General features: G+C 47.3%; 18 protein-coding genes. 17 read left to right on the top strand and 1 reads right to left on the bottom strand.

Annotation, left to right across the window (positions count from 1 at the left end; translation table 11 throughout):
• Positions 1-9: 9 nt before the first annotated feature.
• The 16 genes from rsmH (at position 10) to lpxC (ending at position 18688) form a co-directional block, all read left to right on the top strand.
• On the top strand, positions 10-966 hold the full coding sequence (gene rsmH / locus AC1RR2_RS04915) for a 16S rRNA (cytosine(1402)-N(4))-methyltransferase RsmH (protein WP_493221176.1): 957 nt from the start codon (positions 10-12) through the stop codon (positions 964-966).
• Positions 966-1241: a cell division protein FtsL gene (gene ftsL / locus AC1RR2_RS04910; RefSeq protein WP_493221175.1), complete on the top strand. Its 276-nt coding sequence runs from the start codon at positions 966-968 to the stop codon at positions 1239-1241. The genes rsmH and ftsL overlap by 1 nt, the downstream gene beginning before the upstream one ends.
• The gene (locus AC1RR2_RS04905; RefSeq protein ID WP_493221174.1) at positions 1238-3001 is read left to right on the top strand and encodes a peptidoglycan D,D-transpeptidase FtsI family protein; all 1764 of its coding nucleotides are present in this window, start codon (positions 1238-1240) and stop codon (positions 2999-3001) included. Before ftsL ends, AC1RR2_RS04905 begins: the two co-directional genes overlap by 4 nt.
• Entirely contained in the window at positions 3001-4560 is a 1560-nt protein-coding gene (locus tag AC1RR2_RS04900; protein ID WP_493221173.1) for a UDP-N-acetylmuramoyl-L-alanyl-D-glutamate--2,6-diaminopimelate ligase, read from the top strand. The genes AC1RR2_RS04905 and AC1RR2_RS04900 overlap by 1 nt, the downstream gene beginning before the upstream one ends.
• On the top strand, positions 4560-5942 hold the full coding sequence (locus tag AC1RR2_RS04895; protein WP_493221245.1) for a UDP-N-acetylmuramoyl-tripeptide--D-alanyl-D-alanine ligase: 1383 nt from the start codon (positions 4560-4562) through the stop codon (positions 5940-5942). Before AC1RR2_RS04900 ends, AC1RR2_RS04895 begins: the two co-directional genes overlap by 1 nt.
• A gap of 43 nt (positions 5943-5985) precedes the next feature.
• Positions 5986-7155 (top strand): phospho-N-acetylmuramoyl-pentapeptide-transferase, encoded by a 1170-nt coding sequence (gene mraY / locus AC1RR2_RS04890; RefSeq protein ID WP_493221172.1) that lies wholly within the window; start codon positions 5986-5988, stop codon positions 7153-7155.
• Positions 7156-7215: 60 nt separating this feature from the next.
• The gene (gene murD / locus AC1RR2_RS04885; RefSeq protein WP_493221171.1) at positions 7216-8724 is read left to right on the top strand and encodes a UDP-N-acetylmuramoyl-L-alanine--D-glutamate ligase; all 1509 of its coding nucleotides are present in this window, start codon (positions 7216-7218) and stop codon (positions 8722-8724) included.
• A gap of 83 nt (positions 8725-8807) precedes the next feature.
• Entirely contained in the window at positions 8808-9941 is a 1134-nt protein-coding gene (gene ftsW / locus AC1RR2_RS04880; RefSeq protein ID WP_493221244.1) for a putative lipid II flippase FtsW, read from the top strand.
• Complete coding sequence (gene murG, locus AC1RR2_RS04875; RefSeq protein WP_493221170.1) at positions 9938-11035, top strand: undecaprenyldiphospho-muramoylpentapeptide beta-N-acetylglucosaminyltransferase; 1098 nt, start codon at positions 9938-9940, stop codon at positions 11033-11035. Before ftsW ends, murG begins: the two co-directional genes overlap by 4 nt.
• Before the next feature lie 12 nt (positions 11036-11047).
• Positions 11048-12430, top strand: a complete 1383-nt coding sequence (gene murC, locus AC1RR2_RS04870) for a UDP-N-acetylmuramate--L-alanine ligase (RefSeq protein WP_493221169.1) — start codon at positions 11048-11050, stop codon at positions 12428-12430.
• Between the two features lie 55 nt (positions 12431-12485).
• A complete protein-coding gene (locus AC1RR2_RS04865) occupies positions 12486-13430 on the top strand; it encodes a D-alanine--D-alanine ligase (RefSeq protein ID WP_493221168.1) in 945 nt (314 codons plus the stop codon).
• 30 nt (positions 13431-13460) lie between these two features.
• Complete coding sequence (locus AC1RR2_RS04860; RefSeq protein ID WP_493221167.1) at positions 13461-14234, top strand: cell division protein FtsQ/DivIB; 774 nt, start codon at positions 13461-13463, stop codon at positions 14232-14234.
• A gap of 90 nt (positions 14235-14324) precedes the next feature.
• Positions 14325-15557 (top strand): cell division protein FtsA, encoded by a 1233-nt coding sequence (gene ftsA / locus AC1RR2_RS04855; RefSeq protein WP_186891981.1) that lies wholly within the window; start codon positions 14325-14327, stop codon positions 15555-15557.
• A gap of 182 nt (positions 15558-15739) precedes the next feature.
• Positions 15740-16936: a cell division protein FtsZ gene (ftsZ, locus tag AC1RR2_RS04850; protein ID WP_493221166.1), complete on the top strand. Its 1197-nt coding sequence runs from the start codon at positions 15740-15742 to the stop codon at positions 16934-16936.
• A 188-nt stretch (positions 16937-17124) separates the two neighbouring features.
• A complete protein-coding gene (locus AC1RR2_RS04845) occupies positions 17125-17631 on the top strand; it encodes a peroxiredoxin (protein WP_493221165.1) in 507 nt (168 codons plus the stop codon).
• Positions 17632-17752: 121 nt separating this feature from the next.
• Positions 17753-18688 carry a UDP-3-O-acyl-N-acetylglucosamine deacetylase gene (lpxC, locus tag AC1RR2_RS04840; protein WP_493221164.1) on the top strand — a complete coding sequence of 312 codons (936 nt, stop codon included), beginning with the start codon at positions 17753-17755 and terminating at the stop codon, positions 18686-18688.
• A gap of 27 nt (positions 18689-18715) precedes the next feature.
• Here the strand turns inward: lpxC and AC1RR2_RS04835 are convergent, their stop codons facing one another.
• Entirely contained in the window at positions 18716-19207 is a 492-nt protein-coding gene (locus tag AC1RR2_RS04835) for a DciA family protein (RefSeq protein WP_493221163.1), read from the bottom strand.
• 66 nt (positions 19208-19273) lie between these two features.
• On the opposite strand from AC1RR2_RS04835, the gene AC1RR2_RS04830 reads away from it, so the two are divergent.
• Positions 19274-20230, top strand: coding sequence for a M23 family metallopeptidase (locus AC1RR2_RS04830; RefSeq protein ID WP_493221162.1), 957 nt, complete (start codon positions 19274-19276; stop codon positions 20228-20230).
• Positions 20231-20260 lie beyond the last annotated feature (30 nt).

Raw genomic sequence — 20260 nt, 5'->3', positions numbered from 1 at the left:
TAGCGCGTCATGACTGTGAATCATCAGGAAGAATTCATTCACCACACGGTGTTGTTGGACGATGCAGTTAACGCGCTCGAGATACAAGGTGTGCGTGCGAACGGGATTTTCGTTGACGGTACTTTCGGTCGCGGCGGGCATAGCCGCAAGATCTTAAGCCAGCTTGGTGCTCAAGGTCGACTGATTTCCTTTGATAAAGACTTATATGCGATCGCCAATGCGCAGCAAATTGCTGACGCGCGTTTCCACATCGTGCACGACAGTTTTGCCACTATGTCCGAAGCTTTGCAGGAGCAAGGCGTGGCACAAGTGGACGGTATTTTGATGGACCTCGGGATTTCCTCGCCACAGGTGGATGATGCGGAGCGGGGTTTTAGTTTTAGAAATGATGGCCCATTAGACATGCGTATGGATACGACACGCGGCATTTCTGCGGCGGAGTGGTTGGCGCAAGAGGATGAGCAAAAAATTAGGGAGGTCATAGAAAATTATGGGGAAGAACGGTTTGCTTTTCAGATTGCAAAGGCGATTGTTGCTCGCAGGGCGAGCGAGTCCATTTCAAGTACTCGGCAGCTTGCCGAACTCGTCGCACACGCCGTCAAAACTCGCGAGAAGGGCAAAGACCCGGCAACTCGCACCTTTCAAGCTATACGGATTTTCGTCAATAAGGAGCTTGAAGACCTCGAGATCGGTTTAGCAGCCGCCTATTCGAGTTTGGCTCCGGGCGGACGTATGGTGGTCATTAGTTTTCATTCGCTGGAAGATCGTATCGTGAAGCAGTTCTTCGCATCTAAAGCGAAGGTGGTACAGCCGGATCGTCGTCTGCCGATTCGTGAAGCTGATTTGCCTAAGCCTCAAATGCGCTTAGTCTCTCGAGTAAAACCGAGTGAGGAAGAAGTGCTGCGCAATCCGCGCGCACGTTCTGCCATCATGCGCGTTGCCGAACGTATTGCAGGAGACATGTAATGGGTGCGCGTTTGAATATCTTGTTAGGTGCCGCATTGGTAATTTGTGCCTTGACCTTGATTAATTCTCAGTATCAGGCACGTCGCTTGTTTATTGAGTTGGAACGCGCTCAGACTTTGAGTAAACAGTACGAAGTTGAATGGGCGCAGCTCAAATTGGATCAATCGACTTTTGGTAAGCATTCTCGGATTGAAGCGGTGGCCAATCAAGAATTGGGCATGGCACATGTGACGCCAGATCGCACGCAATACTTAACCGCCGAGGTGGTCAAGTGAGCCGCGTCAACTCAAATTCCCGTACCGCTGCTGGTAAAGGCGTTTCATTCTCATCGAATCCCGTGTTAGCAGTGAAATTGCCAGTTTGGCGTTCGCGCCTATTATTGTTCTTTTTGTTTGCAGCGTTTTTTGCACTGATGACGCGCGCCTTGTACTTGCAAGGTATGACGACCGAATTTTTGCAAAAGCAGGGCGAGAATCGGTACGCTCGCACCTTGGAGTTATCAGCAACTCGCGGCAAGATCACTGATAGACATGGTCAGGTATTGGCATCATCGGTGCCGGTAAAGGCTATTTGGGCGATCCCGGAAGATGTTTTGAATGCGCCAGACTCTAAGTTGCGTGAGTTGGCGACCTTATTGGATATGCCAGAAGCGGAGTTGAGAAAGAAGTTAGATTCAGATCGTCAGTTTGTTTACCTGAAACGTCAGGTGGAGCAAGCTGCGGCAGATAAGATAGTTGCACTCGGTATACCAGGCATAGAAACGCGTAAAGAATATAAGCGCTTTTATCCTGAGAGTGAAGTAATGGCACACGTCGTCGGTTTTACCAACGTCGAAGACAAAGGCCAGGAGGGCATTGAGCTCGCTTCTGAGAAGAATCTGGCTGGCAAGACGGGTAGTCGTCGTGTAATTAAAGATCGCCTCGGTCGTATCGTAGAAGATATTGAATCGATTCGTCCGCCGCATGATGGTAAAGATCTAAAGCTATCGATCGACAGCAAGATTCAATACATCGCTTATACGCATGTCAAAGAAGCGGTCGAAAAATTCAAAGCAAAAGCCGGTGCTGCCGTCGTCTTGGATGTACAAACGGGTGAAGTATTGGCGCTGGTGAATCTGCCTACCTACAATCCCAATGATCGTTCAGTTTTGACCGGTGCTCAATTGCGTAATCGTGTGATTACCGATACCTTCGAGCCAGGCTCGACGATGAAGCCTTTTACGATTGCTTTGGCATTAGAAACCGGTCGTGTCACACCAGAGACATTAATTCAAACCGCACCCGGCGCTATGACCATCGGTAGTCAAACGATACATGACGCGCATAAGCAAGGAACTTTGACGGTAGCGGGCGTCATACAAAAATCCTCCAATATTGGCACCGCAAAAATTGCATTGCAAATGCCACCAAAAGAAATGTGGGAAATGTTTGCAACCCTAGGTTTTGGGCAGCAACCCAATATAGGATTTCCTGGTGCGGTCGCTGGGCGTATGCGCAACTTTAAGACTTGGAAACCAATCGAGCAAGCCACTATGAGCTATGGTCATGGTTTGTCGGTTTCCTTATTGCAGATCGCACGCTCTTATATGATCTTTGCGCGCAAAGGGGATTTGATTCCACTCACCTTCCAGCAATCGAGCGAAATGCCGATCGGTACTCGTGTTATCTCAGAAGCGACCGCAATGAAAATGCGCGACATGTTGGAGAGTGTGACGCAACCTGGCGGCACAGCAACACAGGCACGCGTTCCCGGTTATCGTGTGGGCGGCAAAACAGGTACTGCGCACAAGATAGAAGGTGGTCGTTACGTGAATAAATATGTGAGCGATTTTGTCGGTTTTGCGCCTATGTCAAATCCACGCATCATTGTTGCGGTGATGTTAGACGAGCCAAGTAGTGGCGGCTACTACGCCGGTACGGTCGCAGGCCCGGTCTTCGCTGCGATTACCGCCAATGTTTTACGTTCTATGAACGTGGTACCAGATTCTTCAGTCATGAATATCATTCCTGAGCCAAGTGTGCCGGAGACATTGTAATGACGACTCAAATTATGATTCCAGTACAGATACAAGAAATAGTCGATTGGTTGCGCGCCAATGTGGCGGATGCAGCGAAAGCGCAATTAACGTCCGATTCCCGTGAGATTGGACCAGGCGATGTTTTTTTTGCTTTCCCTATTACTCCCGGTATCGCGGGTAAGGGGGATGGCCGTGCGTTTATTCAAAACGCTATAGAGCGCGGTGCTGCGGCCATTGTGTACGAAAAAACGGATGAACCAACAGCGCTGGAAATCAGCGTGCCGCATTTAGCTGTGGTGGATTTGATCAATCAACTTGGTGCAATTGCCAGTGCTTGGTATGGCAAACCTGATAGCGCCATGTTCAGCGTCGCCGTGACCGGAACCAACGGTAAGACTTCATGTTCGCAATGGATAGCAAAAGCCTTGTCCTTGCATAACACGCCATGTGCCGTAATTGGTACTTTGGGGGTGGGTACTTATCGTGACGGCATGGTCGCTAGTTTGCAAGAAACCGGATTCACGACGCCCGACGCATTGCAACTACAACGTCGCCTGGCAACATTGAAGAAAAATGGTGCAACTGGACTGGCGATAGAAGCCTCATCCATAGGATTACACCAAGGGCGTTTAAATGCCTTGCACTTCGATCTTGCTTTGTTCACGAATTTAACCCGTGATCATCTCGATTACCATGAGACCATGGAAGCCTATGCGGCGGCAAAACAAGCGCTGTTTCAATGGCCGGGTTTGCAAGCCGCGGTGATTAATGCCGATGATGTTTTTGGTCTAGAGCTAATACAAGGACTCTCTGCGAAGCAACCCGAACTTACATTGCTTGCTTACGGCATCGATAGTAGTTGGGAATTAAGCGTTCCGGCCCTGCGTGCGAGTCAATTGAAGACCACACACACAGGTACGCAGTTTTATCTGGAATCGCCATATGGAAACGGCGTAGTCAAAACGCAGACCATAGGTCGATTCAATATCAGTAATGTACTAGGTGTTCTTGGTGTGCTTTTGATACGCGGCATTGCTTGGGAACGCGCAATTTCTACGATTGAAAAATTGACTTCCGTACCAGGTCGTATGCAACAACTGGGTTCTGCAGGGCAGGCCATGGTCGTGGTTGATTATGCGCACACCCCCGATGCGTTGGAAAAAACTTTAACAGCCTTAAAGCAAGTCGCAGTTGAACGCCAAGGTAATTTGTGGTGTGTATTTGGCTGCGGCGGTGATCGCGACCCGGGCAAGCGTCCACAAATGGGGAAGATTGCGCAAATGGCTGAGCACGTGGTGGTCACCAGTGATAATCCACGAACCGAAGCGCCTGCAAAAATTATTCAAGATATTTTGCAAGGTATGAGTGGCACACCGCAAGCGATTGAGGACAGAGCCAGCGCAATCTTATTTGCAGTCAAACATGCCCAAGTCAATGATGTCATCTTGATCGCAGGGAAAGGTCACGAAACCTATCAAGACATCAATGGTAAAAAATGGCCGTTCTCCGATGAAGAACATGCGCTACTAGCACTCGCCACCGTCGCGACCAATAGCACTATGAGGAGAACAACGTGATTCGCTCTTCTCTATTAGCCCTACAAAAAGTGGTCGCGAATTCTATCGTGACGGCTGATGCGCAATTCAGTGGATTGAGTACGGATAGTCGCAAAGTTGAGCAAGGCAACATCTTCCTTGCCTTATGCGGTGAGACGTTTGATGCGCATGATTTTCTTAGTGAGGTTGTGAAGTCAGGCGCGGTTGCGGTGATTGCCGAACGTATTCCCGCCGATCTGTCTGTGCCAGCTCTGATAGTCCCCGACACCAAACTAGCACTAGCGGCCATCGCCACTTACTGGCGCCAACAATTTACTTTGCCCGTGATCGGTGTTACTGGGAGTAATGGCAAGACCACGGTGAAAGAAATGATCGCGTCTATTTTGCTTGCGCAGTTTGGCAGCGAACACATGATTTCTACCAAGGGTAATCTGAACAATGAGATTGGCCTGCCTTTAACTGTTTTTCGCCTAGACGCGCAACATCAGGCAGCCGTGTTCGAACTTGGAATGAATCATCCTGGCGAAATTGCCGTATTAAGCACGATAGCACAAGTTAATGTGGCCTTGGTGAATAATGCGCAGCGCGAACATCAAGAATTTATGCAAACTGTGGAAGCCGTCGCGATCGAGAATGGTGCGCTTATTCAAAGCTTGCCAACGGATGGCATTGCTGTGTTTCCGGCTGAAGATACTTATACCCCGATCTGGCGTCAATTTGCGGCGGATCGCCAGTGCATCACATTTGGCTTAAGCTCGACTTCAAACTCAACTTTAGGTAGTCAAGCCGAAGTACACGCTAGTTTTGTGCCACAAGATTTCGGTAGTGAATTACAGCTGTCTGTCCTGGGTGAAGTGATGACCGTGCAATTACGCGCAGCAGGTCAACACAATGTTCTCAATGCTTTGGCCGCCGCGGCATGCTGTAAAGCCATTGGCGTTTCAAATGAAAAAATTGTGGAAGGCTTACAAGCATTTGCGCCAGTGTCTGGTCGCTTGCAAGCCAAGCAGGCCGCGGCCGGTGCCTTGGTGATTGATGATACGTATAACGCTAACCCTGATTCCGTGAAAGCGGCGATTGATGTATTAGCTGCCGCAAAAAAAACAACGACTTTAGTGCTCGGTGATATGGGCGAAGTAGGTGCTGATGGTGCGGCATTTCATCAAGAAGTAGGGCAGTACGCAAAAACGCGCGGCATCAATTTTTTGTTCACGTTTGGCAACTTGGCATTGGCTTCGGCACAGGCATTTGGCAGTGGCGCACAGCACTGCGAAGACTTCGATCAGTTGCTAATGCAACTGAAAGACAAAGCACTAGCGGGTAATACGATTTTAGTAAAAGGTTCGCGCTTCATGAAAATGGAACGTGTCGTTGCGCATTTAGTCGCTGGCGAACCGGTTTAGAGATTTTAAAAAATAATTAGAAAAGAAATTAGGGAAAAATATTATGTTGCTTTGGTTGGCGGAACTTTTTAAACAAGACATCGGTTTCTTCCGCGTGTTCGGATTTATTACTTTCCGCGCGGTGTTCGCTACGATGACGGCGATCTCTATAGGCTTGATCGCGGGTCCTGCCGTGATTCGTATGTTGACACGTTTGAAGGTTGGTCAAGCGGTACGTACCGATGGTCCACAAACCCACTTGATTAAATCAGGTACTCCGACTATGGGGGGGGCTTTGGTCTTGATCTCGATAGGCATTTCCACTTTGTTGTGGTCAGACTTGAGTAATCGATTTGTGTGGGTAGTGTTGATTGTAACTTTGGGTTTTGGGGCAATCGGTTGGGTCGATGACTATCGTAAAGTGGTCTATCGTGATCCAAATGGGATGGCCTCACGCGAAAAATTTTTCTGGCAGTCTTTGATCGGTATTGTGGCAGCCGTATATTTGGCATTTTCCGTGTCGGCACCGACCAATACGAAAGTGATGGAATTGTTCGTGGCATGGGTGCAATCTGGATTTAGTATGGATTTACCACCCAAGGCGGATTTGATTATTCCTTTCTTCAAAACCTTTAACTATCCACTCGGCGTATGGGGTTTTATCGCACTGACTTTCTGCGTGATTGTGGGTACTAGTAATGCCGTGAATTTAACTGATGGTCTGGATGGCTTGGCAATCATGCCAACGATTATGGTTGGTTCTGCACTAGGCCTTTTCGCTTATCTGACAGGTCATGCGGGTTACTCCAAGTATTTATTGATTCCTTATATTCCAGGTGCGGGCGAGCTCTTAATTTTCTGTGGTGCGATGGCCGGTGCAGGTTTAGCTTTTCTGTGGTTCAACGCTCATCCTGCACAAGTGTTTATGGGTGACGTCGGTGCTTTGGCATTGGGCGGAGCGCTTGGTACAGTGGCCGTGATTGTGCGCCAAGAAGTCGTGCTATTTATTATGGGCGGCATCTTTGTCGTAGAAACTTTCTCAGTGATGTTGCAAGTGACTTATTTTAAATTCACTAAGAAAAAATATGGAGTGGGTAAACGTCTGTTTTTGATGGCACCGCTGCACCACCATTTTGAACAAAAAGGTTGGAAAGAAACGCAAGTCGTTGTGCGTTTCTGGATCATTACGATGTTGTTAGTGTTGTTAGGTTTGTCGTCATTGAAATTGCGCTAATCGCTCGTAGTAGGCGAACCGTAAATCAGGCTTGGATGTGGGTTGAAAATAAGGTTGAGCATGAATTCTTCGGATTTATTGAATAAGCAGGTATTGATCGTCGGACTGGGAGAATCAGGTCTGGCGATGGCACGCTGGCTGTCGCGCTGTGGCGCACATCTGCGCGTGGTCGATACGCGTGCGAATCCTGAGCGCTTGCCAGCTTTGAAGGACATGGCACCAGAGTCTGAATTCTTTGGTGGTGAATTTCAGGCGGAACATGTCGAAGGTGTAGATCTGATCGTATTGAGTCCAGGTTTATCACCGCAGGGTGAATTGCAAACAATTTTGCAGCGCGCACAGGAATTGGGATTGCCAGTCTGGGGTGAGGTGGAGTTGTTTGCGCAAGCCTTGGCTGAACTGAAATCGACTAATAGTTATGCGCCGAAAATGATTGCGATTACGGGCACCAATGGCAAAACAACGGTAACCAGCCTGACCGGACAATTGTGCGCTCGTGCTGGCATGAGTGTCAAAGTTGCCGGGAATATCAGTCCGGCCATGTTAGATGTTTTATGCGAATGCATCGCCACAGAAAGTCTGCCGCAAGTCTGGGTCTTGGAGTTGTCGAGTTTTCAGTTGCACACCAATTTAAGTCTAAATCCTGATGTCGCGACGGTATTGAATGTGACCCAAGATCATCTGGACTGGCACGGCGACATGAAGAATTATTGCGCTGATAAAGCTAAAATTTTCGGCGCCACCACTTTGCGCTTGCTGAATCGTGATGATGAACAAGTCATGGCGATGCAAGCTGCCGACGGTCACTTTTTAAGTTTTTCCTGTCACGCGCCACAGCACGATGGCGAATTCGGTTTGTTGAATGAGCAGGGTATGACTTGGCTGGCAGTTGCTACTGCAGATGAAGATGAGCAGCCCGTATCACGCAAACGTAAAAAAGAAGTAATCGAAGTTCCCGTCACGATTACCCGTCTGATGCCTGCCGATGCCCTGAAAATTCGTGGTCAACATAATGCGAGTAACGCGCTCGCTGCGTTGGCTTTGTGTCGCGGTATTGGTCTTCCCTTGGCACCCTTGTTGCATGGGCTGCGCGAATACAAGGGTGAACCGCATCGCGTTGAATTAGTAACGACCATCGCTGGTGTGGATTATTTTGACGATAGCAAAGGCACGAACGTCGGTGCCACTGTTGCTGCGTTAAAAGGTCTGGGCGAAGAAGCGGGTGGTGCGGAGAAGCGAATTATTTTGATCGCAGGTGGTGACGGCAAAGGCCAGGATTTTTCTCCTTTGGCAGAACCAGTGTCGCGCTATGTCAAAACGGTTTTACTGATTGGTAAAGATGCGCGTGAGATTCAAACTGCTTTAGAAATTACATCCGTAGACATGCGTAGTTTCGATAGTCTGGAAAACGCTGTGATCAGTGCCGGTGAAACAGCACAGGAAGGCGATATCGTCTTGTTGTCGCCAGCATGCGCCAGTTTGGATATGTTTAGAAATTACGCGCACAGAGCGCAGGTGTTTATCGATGCTGTGCGTGAGATTGCTTTAAATCGCGGTGAGATTTGCTGATGAAGCAGTTACTCCTGAATTTGAACCCATGGCGTTCGTCTGGCAGTAGTCAGAATGGAACTCATTTTGTACAACGTTCAAAAATGATGGAGTACGACCAGGCTTTAGTATGGGTGACTTTGATCTTGATGGTGTTTGGTATGGTGATGGTGTACTCAGCGTCTATCTCATTACCGGATTCGCCGAAGTATGCAAACTATAAAAACAATCATTTTTTAGTGCGCCAAGCGATGTTTGTCAGCTTCTCTATTTTGATGAGTTTTATTGTTTTTCGGGTGAGAGTGGAAGACTGGCAGAAAGCTGCACCTTACCTGTTCATATTTACTTTGGTTTTGTTGGTGTTGGTGTTAATCCCGGGCTTAGGCAAGGGCGTGAACGGCGCAAAGCGCTGGTTGTCATTCAAGGTGTTTAATCTTCAGCCTTCGGAATTGATGAAATTATTTATGGTCTTGTACGCTGCAGATTACACCGTGCGTAAACAAGAGTATATGCATAAATTGACCAAAGGTTTTTTGCCTATGATGGTGACGGTGGCGGTATTAGGCCTGCTTTTACTATTGGAGCCCGATCTCGGTGCTTTTGGTGTGATCGTTTGTATTGCGATGGGTATTCTATTTTTAGGTGGGATTAACGGTATTTGGTTTGGTGGTATTGCGACTACGTTAGTTGGGATTTTTGCTTCGGTCATTTTGCTTTCACCATGGCGTCGCGAACGTATTTTTGCCTATTTAAATCCTTTCGAAGAAGACAATGCTCTAGGCAAAGCGTATCAATTGACACATTCGTTGATTGCATTTGGTCGCGGTGAGTTATTTGGTGTCGGCTTAGGCGCTAGTGTGGAAAAGCTGCATTACTTACCGGAAGCACACACCGATTTTTTGTTAGCGGTGATCGGTGAAGAGCTTGGCTTTGTGGGTGTCGTTACAGTAATTTTTATGTTTTATTGGATAGTGAAACGAGCATTTGATATTGGACGTCAAGCCATAGTATTGGATGCGACTTTTGCGGGACTGGCGGCGAAGGGAATTGGTATCTGGATCGGTGTGCAAACCTTCATCAATATGGGCGTGAATTTAGGCTTGTTACCAACCAAGGGTTTGACTTTGCCTTTAATGAGTTATGGTGGTTCCGGTGTTTTAATTAACTGTATAGGTTTAACTCTGTTGCTCCGTATCGATTATGAAAATCGACGCATGATGCGTGGAGGGCGAGTATGACGAATTCAAATAGAGTGAAAAAAAATTTAATGATAATGGCCGCCGGTACGGGTGGACATATTTTCCCCGGCTTAGCGATTGCCGACGAAATGCAAAGCCGTGGTTGGAATGTGTCATGGTTGGGAACTAAGACTGGTATGGAATCCGAGATCGTCGCAAGGCACGGCATCTCCATGGATCAACTAGATTTTACGGGACTGCGCGGCAAAGGCTGGAAACATAGTTTGACTGGTGCTTATAAATTAGTGGCAAGTTTTTTTTCATGCATTGATATCGTCAGAATACGCCGTCCCGATGTCGTGCTTGGTATGGGCGGTTATGTGACTGTGCCGGGCGGTGTTAGTAGTGCGTTGATGGGTAAACCTTTGGTGCTGATGAATGCGGATGCTCCATTGCTTTTATCAAATAAGACTTTAAAACCATTCGCAAAAAAACTGATGTTTGGTTTGCCTTCCAATGCGCCTATGCAAGAACGCAAATTTGTATTCACAGGAAACCCTATCCGTCGCGAAATTTGTGATCTGGATTTGCCGCAGCAACGTTATGCACAGCATCAAGGGGCATTAAGAATTTTGGTGGTCGGTGGTAGTTTGGGTGCGCGCGTTTTGAATGAAGCTGTACCCGATGCATTGGCATTAATCCCTGAAGCGCAACGCCCGCTGGTTACGCATCAATCGGGCAAACAACATGTAAATGATTTGCGTCAGCGTTACGAAAAAAATGGCGTACAGGCTGAAGTGGTAGATTTTATTAATGACATGCCGCATCGTTATGCGGAGGCCGATTTGGTAATTTGCCGTGCCGGCGCCATCACAGTATCAGAATTGACCGCAGCGGGCGTCGCTAGTGTGTTGATACCTTTGGTCGCCTCAAGTACCTCGCATCAAAAAGCGAATGCAGAATGGTTGAGTGGTGCGGGCGGCGCGCTTCATTTGCCACAAACAGAATTAAACGCTGCGAGTTTGGCGCAGCTCATACAAAGTATGACTCGCGAACGTTGTTTGCAATTGGCTGCAAAAGCCTACGATTTAGGGAAACGCGATGCGAGTGCGACGATAGCAGCGATTTTAGAAGAACTAGTTAATAAGAAATAACAGAGAAATATTATGAAACATAAAGTGAAGCACTTACATTTTGTCGGTATTGGTGGCTCAGGGATGAGTGGCATCGCCGAGGTGCTATTGAATCTCGGTTATGTGATTTCTGGTTCGGATTTAAGTAGTAATGTGGCTTCACAACGTTTAGCGAGTTTAGGTGCAAAAGTAACGGTAGGTCATGCAGCAGAAAATATTGAAGGTGCGGATGCCGTGGTGACCTCAACTGCGGTCAAGTCGGACAATCCAGAAGTGATTGCTGCACGCGAAAAACACATTCCCATCGTGCCACGCGCTTTGATGTTAACCGAGCTGATGCGTTTAAAAAGCGGTATTGCGATTGCTGGAACACATGGCAAGACCACGACGACTAGTCTGGTCGCGAGTATTTTGGCTGAAGGTGGTCTGGATCCTACTTTTGTGATTGGTGGATTGTTGAACAGTGCGGGTGCCAATGCAAGGCTGGGTAGTGGTCAATACATTGTGGCTGAAGCGGATGAATCTGATGCATCATTTCTAAATCTTTTGCCGATGATAGAAGTGATCACGAACATCGATGCCGATCATATGGAAACTTATGATCACGATTTCGCTAAGTTGAAACAAGCTTTCGTCGATTTCACTCAACGCTTGCCGTTCTATGGCGTTGCGATGCTGTGCATGGATGATCCAAATATTCGCGAGATCATGCCGAGAATAACCAAGACCATCGTCACCTATGGTTTTCACGAAGAAGCCGAAGTGCGTGCAGTCAACGCAAGTGCTGCAAACGGCAAGATGCATTTCACCGTAGTACAAAAAGGCTATGAAGATATGCAGGTGAGTTTAAATCAACCTGGTATGCATAACGTACAAAATGCCTGCGCCGCGATAGCCATTGCGCGTGAAGTCGGCGTTGAAGATAGCGCTACACAAAAAGCCTTGAGTGAATTCAATGGCGTGGGACGTCGCTTCACTCGCTATGGAGAAATTGCATTGGAAAGTGGCGGTAGTTTTGCTTTGGTTGACGATTATGGTCATCATCCAGTGGAGATGGCAGCGACGTTGGCGGCGGCACGCGGTGCCTATCCTGGTCGTCGCCTGGTCTTGGCTTTTCAACCGCATCGCTATACCCGTACCCGCGACTTATTTGAAGATTTTGTAAAAGTGATTTCTACGGCTGATGCTGTGGTATTAGCCGAAGTCTATGCAGCAGGGGAAACAGCGATCGTCGCAGCTGATGGACGTGCCATGACGCGCGCATTGCGTGTGCTGGGAAAAGTGGAGCCTATTTTTGTCGAGCAAATGCAAGAAATGCCAGAAGCTTTGTTGGCGATGTTGCGCGATGGCGATGTACTGATAGTGATGGGCGCGGGTTCAATCAGTTCGGTGCCGGGAAAACTTGCGGGAAAATAAGGGTGAGCAGTGAAAGTAAGTCACTATAAAAATTATTGAATTGGATGGGTGCAAGATGAAAGATTTAGGCAAAGTTGGTGTGTTATTCGGCGGTCGTTCCGCCGAGCGTGAAGTGTCTAACATGTCAGGCACGGGTGTGTTGAACGCCTTAAAGAGTCGCGGTATTGATGCCCATGGCTTTGACCCTGCAGAGCGCAGTCTGGCAGAGTTAGCTGCAGAAAAATTTGATCGAGTCTTTATCGCATTGCATGGTCGTTATGGCGAAGATGGCAGTCTGCAAGGCGCGCTGGAACAACTAGGCATTCCTTACACAGGTAGTGGCGTGATGGCATCGTCGGTGGCGATGGATAAAATTTTTACGAAAAAAATATGGCTCTATCATCAGCTCACCACACCGAAATATGCAGTGTTGAGTGCCGACAGTGATTTGGCTCAAGTCACTCAGGAACTTGGACTGCCATTGATCGTCAAACCACCGCACGAGGGTTCTACGATAGGTATCACTAAAGTAAGTGCGGCCGAGGCTTTACCTGGCGCTTATCAATTGGCTGCGCAATTCGATGAAGAAGTGTTGGCAGAAGAATTTATTCAAGGTCGCGAATTGACCGTCGCAGTATTGGGTCGTGGCGCTGGTGCACGTGCATTGCCACTCATTGAAATCGTGGCACCTGATGGTAATTACGATTACCAAAATAAATATTTTACTGACGATACAAAATATCTGTGTCCAGCACCTTTGGATGAATCCTTGACCTTAGAAATTCAGCGTATGTGCGAAGAAGCCTATCGTGCCGTGAATTGTGAAGGTTGGGCACGTATCGATGTTTTATTACGAGCGCGTGATAACCAACCGTTCTTGATCGAAATTAATACTTCGCCCGGTATGACTGGACACTCTTTAGTTCCTATGGCCGCCAAGGCAGCTGGGATGAGTTATGAAGATGTTTGTGTTGAGATTTTAAAGACCGCGCGATTGAAGATCGCAGCAGATTCTCAATAATTTGTTGCCCGAAAGAGTGTAAAAGAATTTATGTGGCAAGACGCAAAATTGCTAAATGCAACCGCCAATGTTCTATTTAGCATCGTGTTGCTTGCCATGTTGGTGTCAGGTGTCTGGTGGGTGATTCATCGCCCTGTATTTGCCTTGCAGATAGTACGGGTGGAAAGCGAAAAAGCTGGCGTGAAGCAAACCGAGTTAAGGCATGTGAATACCTTAACGATACGAGATCAGGCTGTGCCAAAAATCACTGGCAATTTTTTTACGACAAATTTGGAAGAGGTGAAGCAGGCTTTTGAAGTAGTGCCATGGGTGCGCAAAGCGAGCGTACGACGAGTTTGGCCAGACACCTTAGTAGTACAGATTGAAGAACACGAAGTACTGGGAACTTGGGGCGAAGATGGTCGCCTGATTTCGGTGGCAGGTGATGTCTTTACTGCGAACTTGGCCGAAGCGGAAGAAGACGTGCAACTGATAGCATTTTCTGGACCCGATGGCAGTGAGAAGGAAGTCGTGGCGCAGTATCTGCAATTTAAACAGTGGTTCGCCAGTTTAAGTCTGGAGCCAGAAGCGGTGCAATACTCGAGTCGTTATGCATGGAGCGTCAAGCTGAACAACGGTTTGCAAGTAGAGTTGGGCAAAGTGCAGGACGCGACTGCTTTGAAGAGAAGGGTGGATCAGTTGATTAAGGTCTATCCGCAGTTAGTGACAAGATTGCAGGGCAGTATTGTCAGTGTCGATATGCGCTACCCGAACGGCCTGGCGTTAAAGACCAGTAATCAGTTCGTTGGACCAAGTCGTAAGTAATAGAAATAACAAAACTAGTAGCGCAAAAATAGAGTAATCAAGTGTCATTCGGAATGTAACGAGTACCTTAATATAAGTAAGTGGAAGACTATGACAAAAGACGCAAAAAACCTGATCGTTGGCCTCGATATTGGCACATCGAAAATTGTGGCGGTCGTTGCTGAAGTGATGCCAGACGGTCGTCATGAAGTAATCGGTTTAGGTCAACATGAATCGAAAGGTTTGAAAAAAGGCGTGGTCGTGAATATCGAAGCGACTGTCGAATCGATACAACGAGCCTTAGAAGAAGCCGAATTGATGGCGGACTGCAAGATACGTACGGTGTACACCGGCATTGCAGGGAGTCATATTCGCAGTTTTAATTCTAGCGGCATGGTCGCGATCAAAGATAAAGAAGTCACTGCGGCCGACGTATCGCGCGTGATCGAAACAGCGAAGGCCGTGAATATTCCTACCGACCAGCAGTTGCTGCACACTTTGCCGCAAGAATTTATCGTTGATAGTCAAGACGATGTGCGTGAGCCTATAGGTATGAGTGGCATACGGCTCGAAGTCAAAGTGCATATCGTGACCGGTGCAGTTTCCGCAGTTCAAAATATTGTGAAGTGTGTGCGTCGTTGTGGACTGGAAGTGTCCGATTTGATTTTGCAACCGATGGCATCTGCAGATGCGGTATTGACCAATGACGAAAAAGAATTGGGCGTGGTGTTGATTGATATCGGCGGCGGTACGACGGATGTCGCGGTATTTAGTGAAGGCTCGATTCGTCACACCGCAGTAATTCCGATTGCTGGTGATCAGATTACGAATGATATTGCAATGGCTTTGCGCACACCTACTTCGGAAGCCGAGGAAATTAAAATTCGTTTCGGTGTTGCGAAACAAGTGCTGGCTGATCCCGCAGATACCCTTGAAGTGCCAGGCTTAGGTGATCGTGGTCCACGTTCATTATCACGTCAGGCATTGGCCGCAGTGATAGAACCGCGGGTTGAAGAATTGTTCGCCTTGGTGCATCAGGTCGTGCGTGAATCCGGGTACGAAGACGTACTGTCATCGGGCATTGTGTTGACGGGCGGTTCATCCACCATGCAAGGCATGGTAGAAATGGCCGAAGATATTTTCTTGAAGCCGGCACGTTTGGGTATGCCAGCTTACTCAGGTCAGTTAGCTGATGTGGTGCGCAGTCCGCGTTATGCGACCGTTTTAGGTTTGTTGTTGGAAGCGAAGAAGCAGTACTTACGAGGTCATATCGTGACGCGCCAGGCAGGTTCGGCAAGTGCAGTTTGGCAGCGTATGAAAGAGTGGTTTCAAGGGAATTTTTAATTCCATCTTTTGTTTTGAAAAATAGTGTTTGTTTTATAGACGAAATGAGGCGATTTGCAGCAGATTTTTTACTATAATTTGCTGCAATCATTTTATAATGGTGTGAATTACAGTTTTTATTCGCTAGGCGTCACATAGGGTGAGGATTAGCGACTGAAAACTGCCTACTTGGGGGATTCATGATGGAGTTCGATATGGTCGATAACGCTACGCAAGGCACAGTGATCAAAGTCGTTGGTGTCGGTGGCGCAGGTGGTAATGCAGTTCAGCACATGATTAACAAAGGTGTTTCAGGCGTCGAGTTCATCGCTGCGAATACTGATGCGCAAGCGCTGACGCAATCTAATGCACATAATGTGATACAGATCGGTGAAACTGGTTTGGGCGCAGGGATGAAACCAGAAGTAGGCCGTCAATTGGCGGAAGAATCTCGTTCACGTATTGAAGACGCTTTGCGTGGTTCGCACATGGTGTTTATCGCTGCTGGTATGGGTGGCGGTACAGGTACTGGTGCGGCACCTGTGGTCGCACAAATCGCTAAAGAATTGGGTGCATTGACTGTTGCGGTGGTTTCCAAACCATTTTCTTACGAAGGTAAGAAATGCATGGACATCGCTGATGAGGGTTTAGAGGCACTGTCCAAACATGTCGATTCTTTGATCATCATCTTGAATGAAAAACTCGAAGAAATTTACGAAGACGACAGCATGATCGAATGGTTAGGTCATGCAGATAACGTGTTGAATAATGCGGTCGCTGGTATTGCAGAAATCATCAATGTGCCTGGTCATATCAACGTCGATTTCAATGACGTGAAAACGATCATGGGCGAACAAGGTAAGGCGATGATGGGAACGGCTACTGCTTCTGGTGTTGACCGTGCACGTATCGCAGCCGAACAAGCTGTGGCTTCACCATTGTTGGATGGTATCGATTTGTCTGGTGCGCGTGGCGTACTGGTCAACGTAACGGCCAGCCGTGGTTTGAAGGGTAAAGAAATCAAAGAAGTGATGGCAGCAGTGCGAGCATTTGCAGCACCTGACGCTTCTATCGCTCAAGGTATCGCTTACGATGAAAGCATGGGTGATGATATTCGTGTGACTGTCGTTGCGACTGGTTTGGGGCGCGGCAAGAAAAATATTCAATTGGTACAAACGCCGATGTTACGTACCGGTACGCATGATGAACCGATGATGATGGCAACGCCGGTAGCTGCCGCAACTTCGGGTAAAGCAAGTACTTCCGTCAGTGCTGGTTTTGATAGTTTGACTAAGCCTGCAGTATGGCGTCATTCTGCAACTGAACAAGTACGTGCCTTAGAAAAGAACGGCATGGAAACTTATGATATTCCTGCATTTCTGCGTAAGCAAGCGGACTGAGTAAGTAGAGCAAGCAGAGTAAGTAGTGTTTAATTGAGTTAAAGTAGGAATCAAGCAAAACGCCAGTCGATTGACTGGCGTTTTGCTTTCTGCAGAAATTTTTTGTTTAAGGCATACTTGCACACTTCCCTGCATCGCATTTGATCAGGTGAGAGTCCACTTATTATTTCATTTTTAGGGAGTTCGTTATGAGCATCAAGATTGGTGACACATTACCAGCAGGCAGCCTGGCCGAGTTTATTGAAGTGGAGTCTGAAGCTTGTTCTTTAGGCCCGAATACTTTTGATGTCGCCGAATTGACGAAGGGTAAAACCATTGCTATTTTCGGTTTGCCTGGTGCATACACACCAACTTGCTCCGCTAAACATGTACCTGGTTACGTAGAACATGCTGCTGCTTTGAAAGCAAAAGGCGTGGATGAAATCTGGTGTATCTCCGTCAATGATGCTTTTGTTATGGGTGCCTGGGGTCGTGATCAAAAAGCGACTGGCGTTGTGCGTATGATGGCCGATGGCAATGCGACTTTCAGTAAAGCTTTAGGCTTGGATGCAGATTTTAGTAAGTTTGGTATGGGCGTGCGCTCACAACGTTATTCACTGCTTGCTGTGGACGGTGTGGTAAAACATTTGAACGTGGAAGAGGGTGGTAATTTCGCGGTTTCAAATGCGGAAACGATGTTGGCACAGTTGGCATAATCGAATTTTGCTTAGTCATGAAAATGCGCATCGCTTGGTGCGCTTTTTTTTGAAATTTATTTTTAGTTGATCCGTTTTGTAATTTTCTGCGTAAATTGGCTTTGCGAATTATAATCTCGGGATGTTAAAACAAAGAACCATACAGCAAGAAGTGAAAACAATCGGTGTCGGTGTGCATTCCGGCACCAAAGTAACACTGACTTTGCGTCCCGCTCCCATTGATAGCGGCATCATTTTTACGCGGGTAGATTTACAACCTCCGGTGGTATTTCCTGCGACTGCTTTAAATATTGGTGATACCAAGATGGCATCTACGCTGACGATGGGCGGTGCCAAAGTATCTACCGTAGAACACTTATTGTCGGCCTGTGCTGGCTTGGGTATTGATAATCTATTTATTGATGTCAGTGCGGAAGAAATTCCGATTATGGATGGCTCAGCCTCATCGTTTGTTTATTTGTTGCAGCAAGCTGGTTTTGCTGAGCAAAATGCGGCTAGAAAATTTATCCGAATTTTAAAGCCGATAGAAATCCGCGAGGGAACGGGTAAGTCGGAAAAGTGGGCCAGACTTGAGCCATATGATGGCTTTAAATTGCATTTTTTCATAGAATTTAATCACCCCGCGGTCGACGGCACTATGCAAACAGCCGAGGTTGATTTTGAAAAAGTCTCTTATGTAAAAGACGTGGCGCGCGCCCGTACTTTCGGCTTTATGCAAGATGTGGAGATGTTACGCGGCATAGGTTTGGCGCGTGGTGGTTCTTTGGAAAACGCGATCGTGATGGACGAATATCGCATTTTGAATGCGGATGGTTTGCGCTTCGATGATGAATTCGTACGACATAAAATTCTGGATGCGATTGGCGATTTATATCTGATCGGGCATCCTTTCCTGGCGAGTTATACCGCGCATAAGTCAGGTCATGGCTTGAATAATCAATTGCTGCGTGTCTTGCTATCACAGCCAGATGCCTATGAGATCGTTACTTTTGATGAGGCCAGACAGGCACCTGTTTCCTATTTTGAGCAAGAGCAGCGAGAATGGGCACTTAACTAAGTTGGGCGTGACTCAAACATATACTTGCTAAGCATTTCTTCGTAAAAGCCGCTCTAGTGCGGCTTTCAAATCGGCATTCTGCGGCGTCGTCGGCAGACTGCTTTCCAGACTGGCAAAAGCTGAAAGCGCCTTGCTGCTTAATATTGCCTGTTTGACAGGTACCTGCTTTTCTACCGTTCGTTTGACTTGTACTTTAATCTTGATTGCGTTAATCTGCCAACCTCGCTGCTGCAGATGAGCTTGTAATTTAGGTAATTGCTGCTTGAGTTTGCTGGCAATTGAGGCATTTGGTGTGGAGAGAACTAGCTGTTCATCAGCCAAGTTCAATACTTCACAGCTATCAAAGATCGGTGGGAGTAAGCTCCCACATTCTTTTTGTAGCGAAAGATTTCGCTTAATAGTAGGTAATAGTGGAGAGAGTTTGTCGCTTTGTTGTAAGAAGGCAGCGACACCACTGGCATCTGTGAGCTTTTTGCCACGCTTGATATTTAATCGATAAGGTTGTTGAGGTGCTTGCATAGTCGGCACATTACCACAATTCATTCTTGTTGATCATGGGGGTATCAGTTAATGCAAGTGATTATTATGCATTCGCGTCTAACGCAAGCCAAGTCGCTTACGCTGACGTCCAAACATTTGGCGATTTTTATATCCTTATTTGTTTTATTCGCCTTCATTATTTCTGTTTCGGTCATTAATTTAACGGCTCGTTACAGCACCAGCGATTCACTGCTAGTTAAAGCCATATTGCCAGCTGCATTGCAAAATGGAGGGGGGCTTGGCCTCACTTCAAATGATAAATATTTGAAAGAAAATCTCGCTGCAATGGCAGTTAAGCTTGGTGAGATGCAGGCTCAACTTATACGTTTAGATGCTCTAGGTGAGCGTGTACAGGGCTTGGCCGGCGTAAAACCGGAAGAATTTAACTTCAAAGATTCGCCCGGGCGTGGTGGTGCCGAAGTGAGTGTGGCGGGGGGGAGAGCCGAGTCCAACCTCGTGGATTTTCAAGCCAGCCTGGATATGTTGGCAAAAGATGTTAGTTATCGTTCAGATTACTTTAACGTTGTCGAATCTAAATTGATGAGTTTTAAATTGCAGGCAAAACTTTTGCCGACTATTGTGCCAGTGAACGTTGGTTACAACGCATCGACTTTTGGTCGTCGTCTGGACCCGTTTTCGGGACGCACCGCATTTCACGAAGGTTTGGATTTTTCTGCGCCGAACGGCACCCCGATAGTGGCAGCAGCGGGCGGTGTCGTAGTTTCAGCCGAATATCACCCCGATTTTGGGAATATGTTGGAAATTGATCATGGCGGGGACATGATTACTCGTTATGCGCATGCGTCGAAGCTATTTGCCAAAGTCGGCGATATTGTGAAGCGTGGACAGCACGTTGCGAACATCGGATCCACAGGCCGCTCCACCGGTGCGCATTTGCATTTTGAAGTCAGGATTAAAGGTATTCCTCAAAATCCCCATAAATTTTTGAATGCCGGCAATGAGGGGGCTGATATTTCCAAAATTGCTAGCTTAGTACGCTAAGCAAGTTGAATCAAAGGCTTTCTAGAGGGA

Source organism: Undibacterium sp. GW821-FHT11H02 (assembly GCF_058808015.1).
Note: the sequence above shows the minus strand (reverse complement) of the source record. Positions and strands in the feature narration are given on the sequence as shown.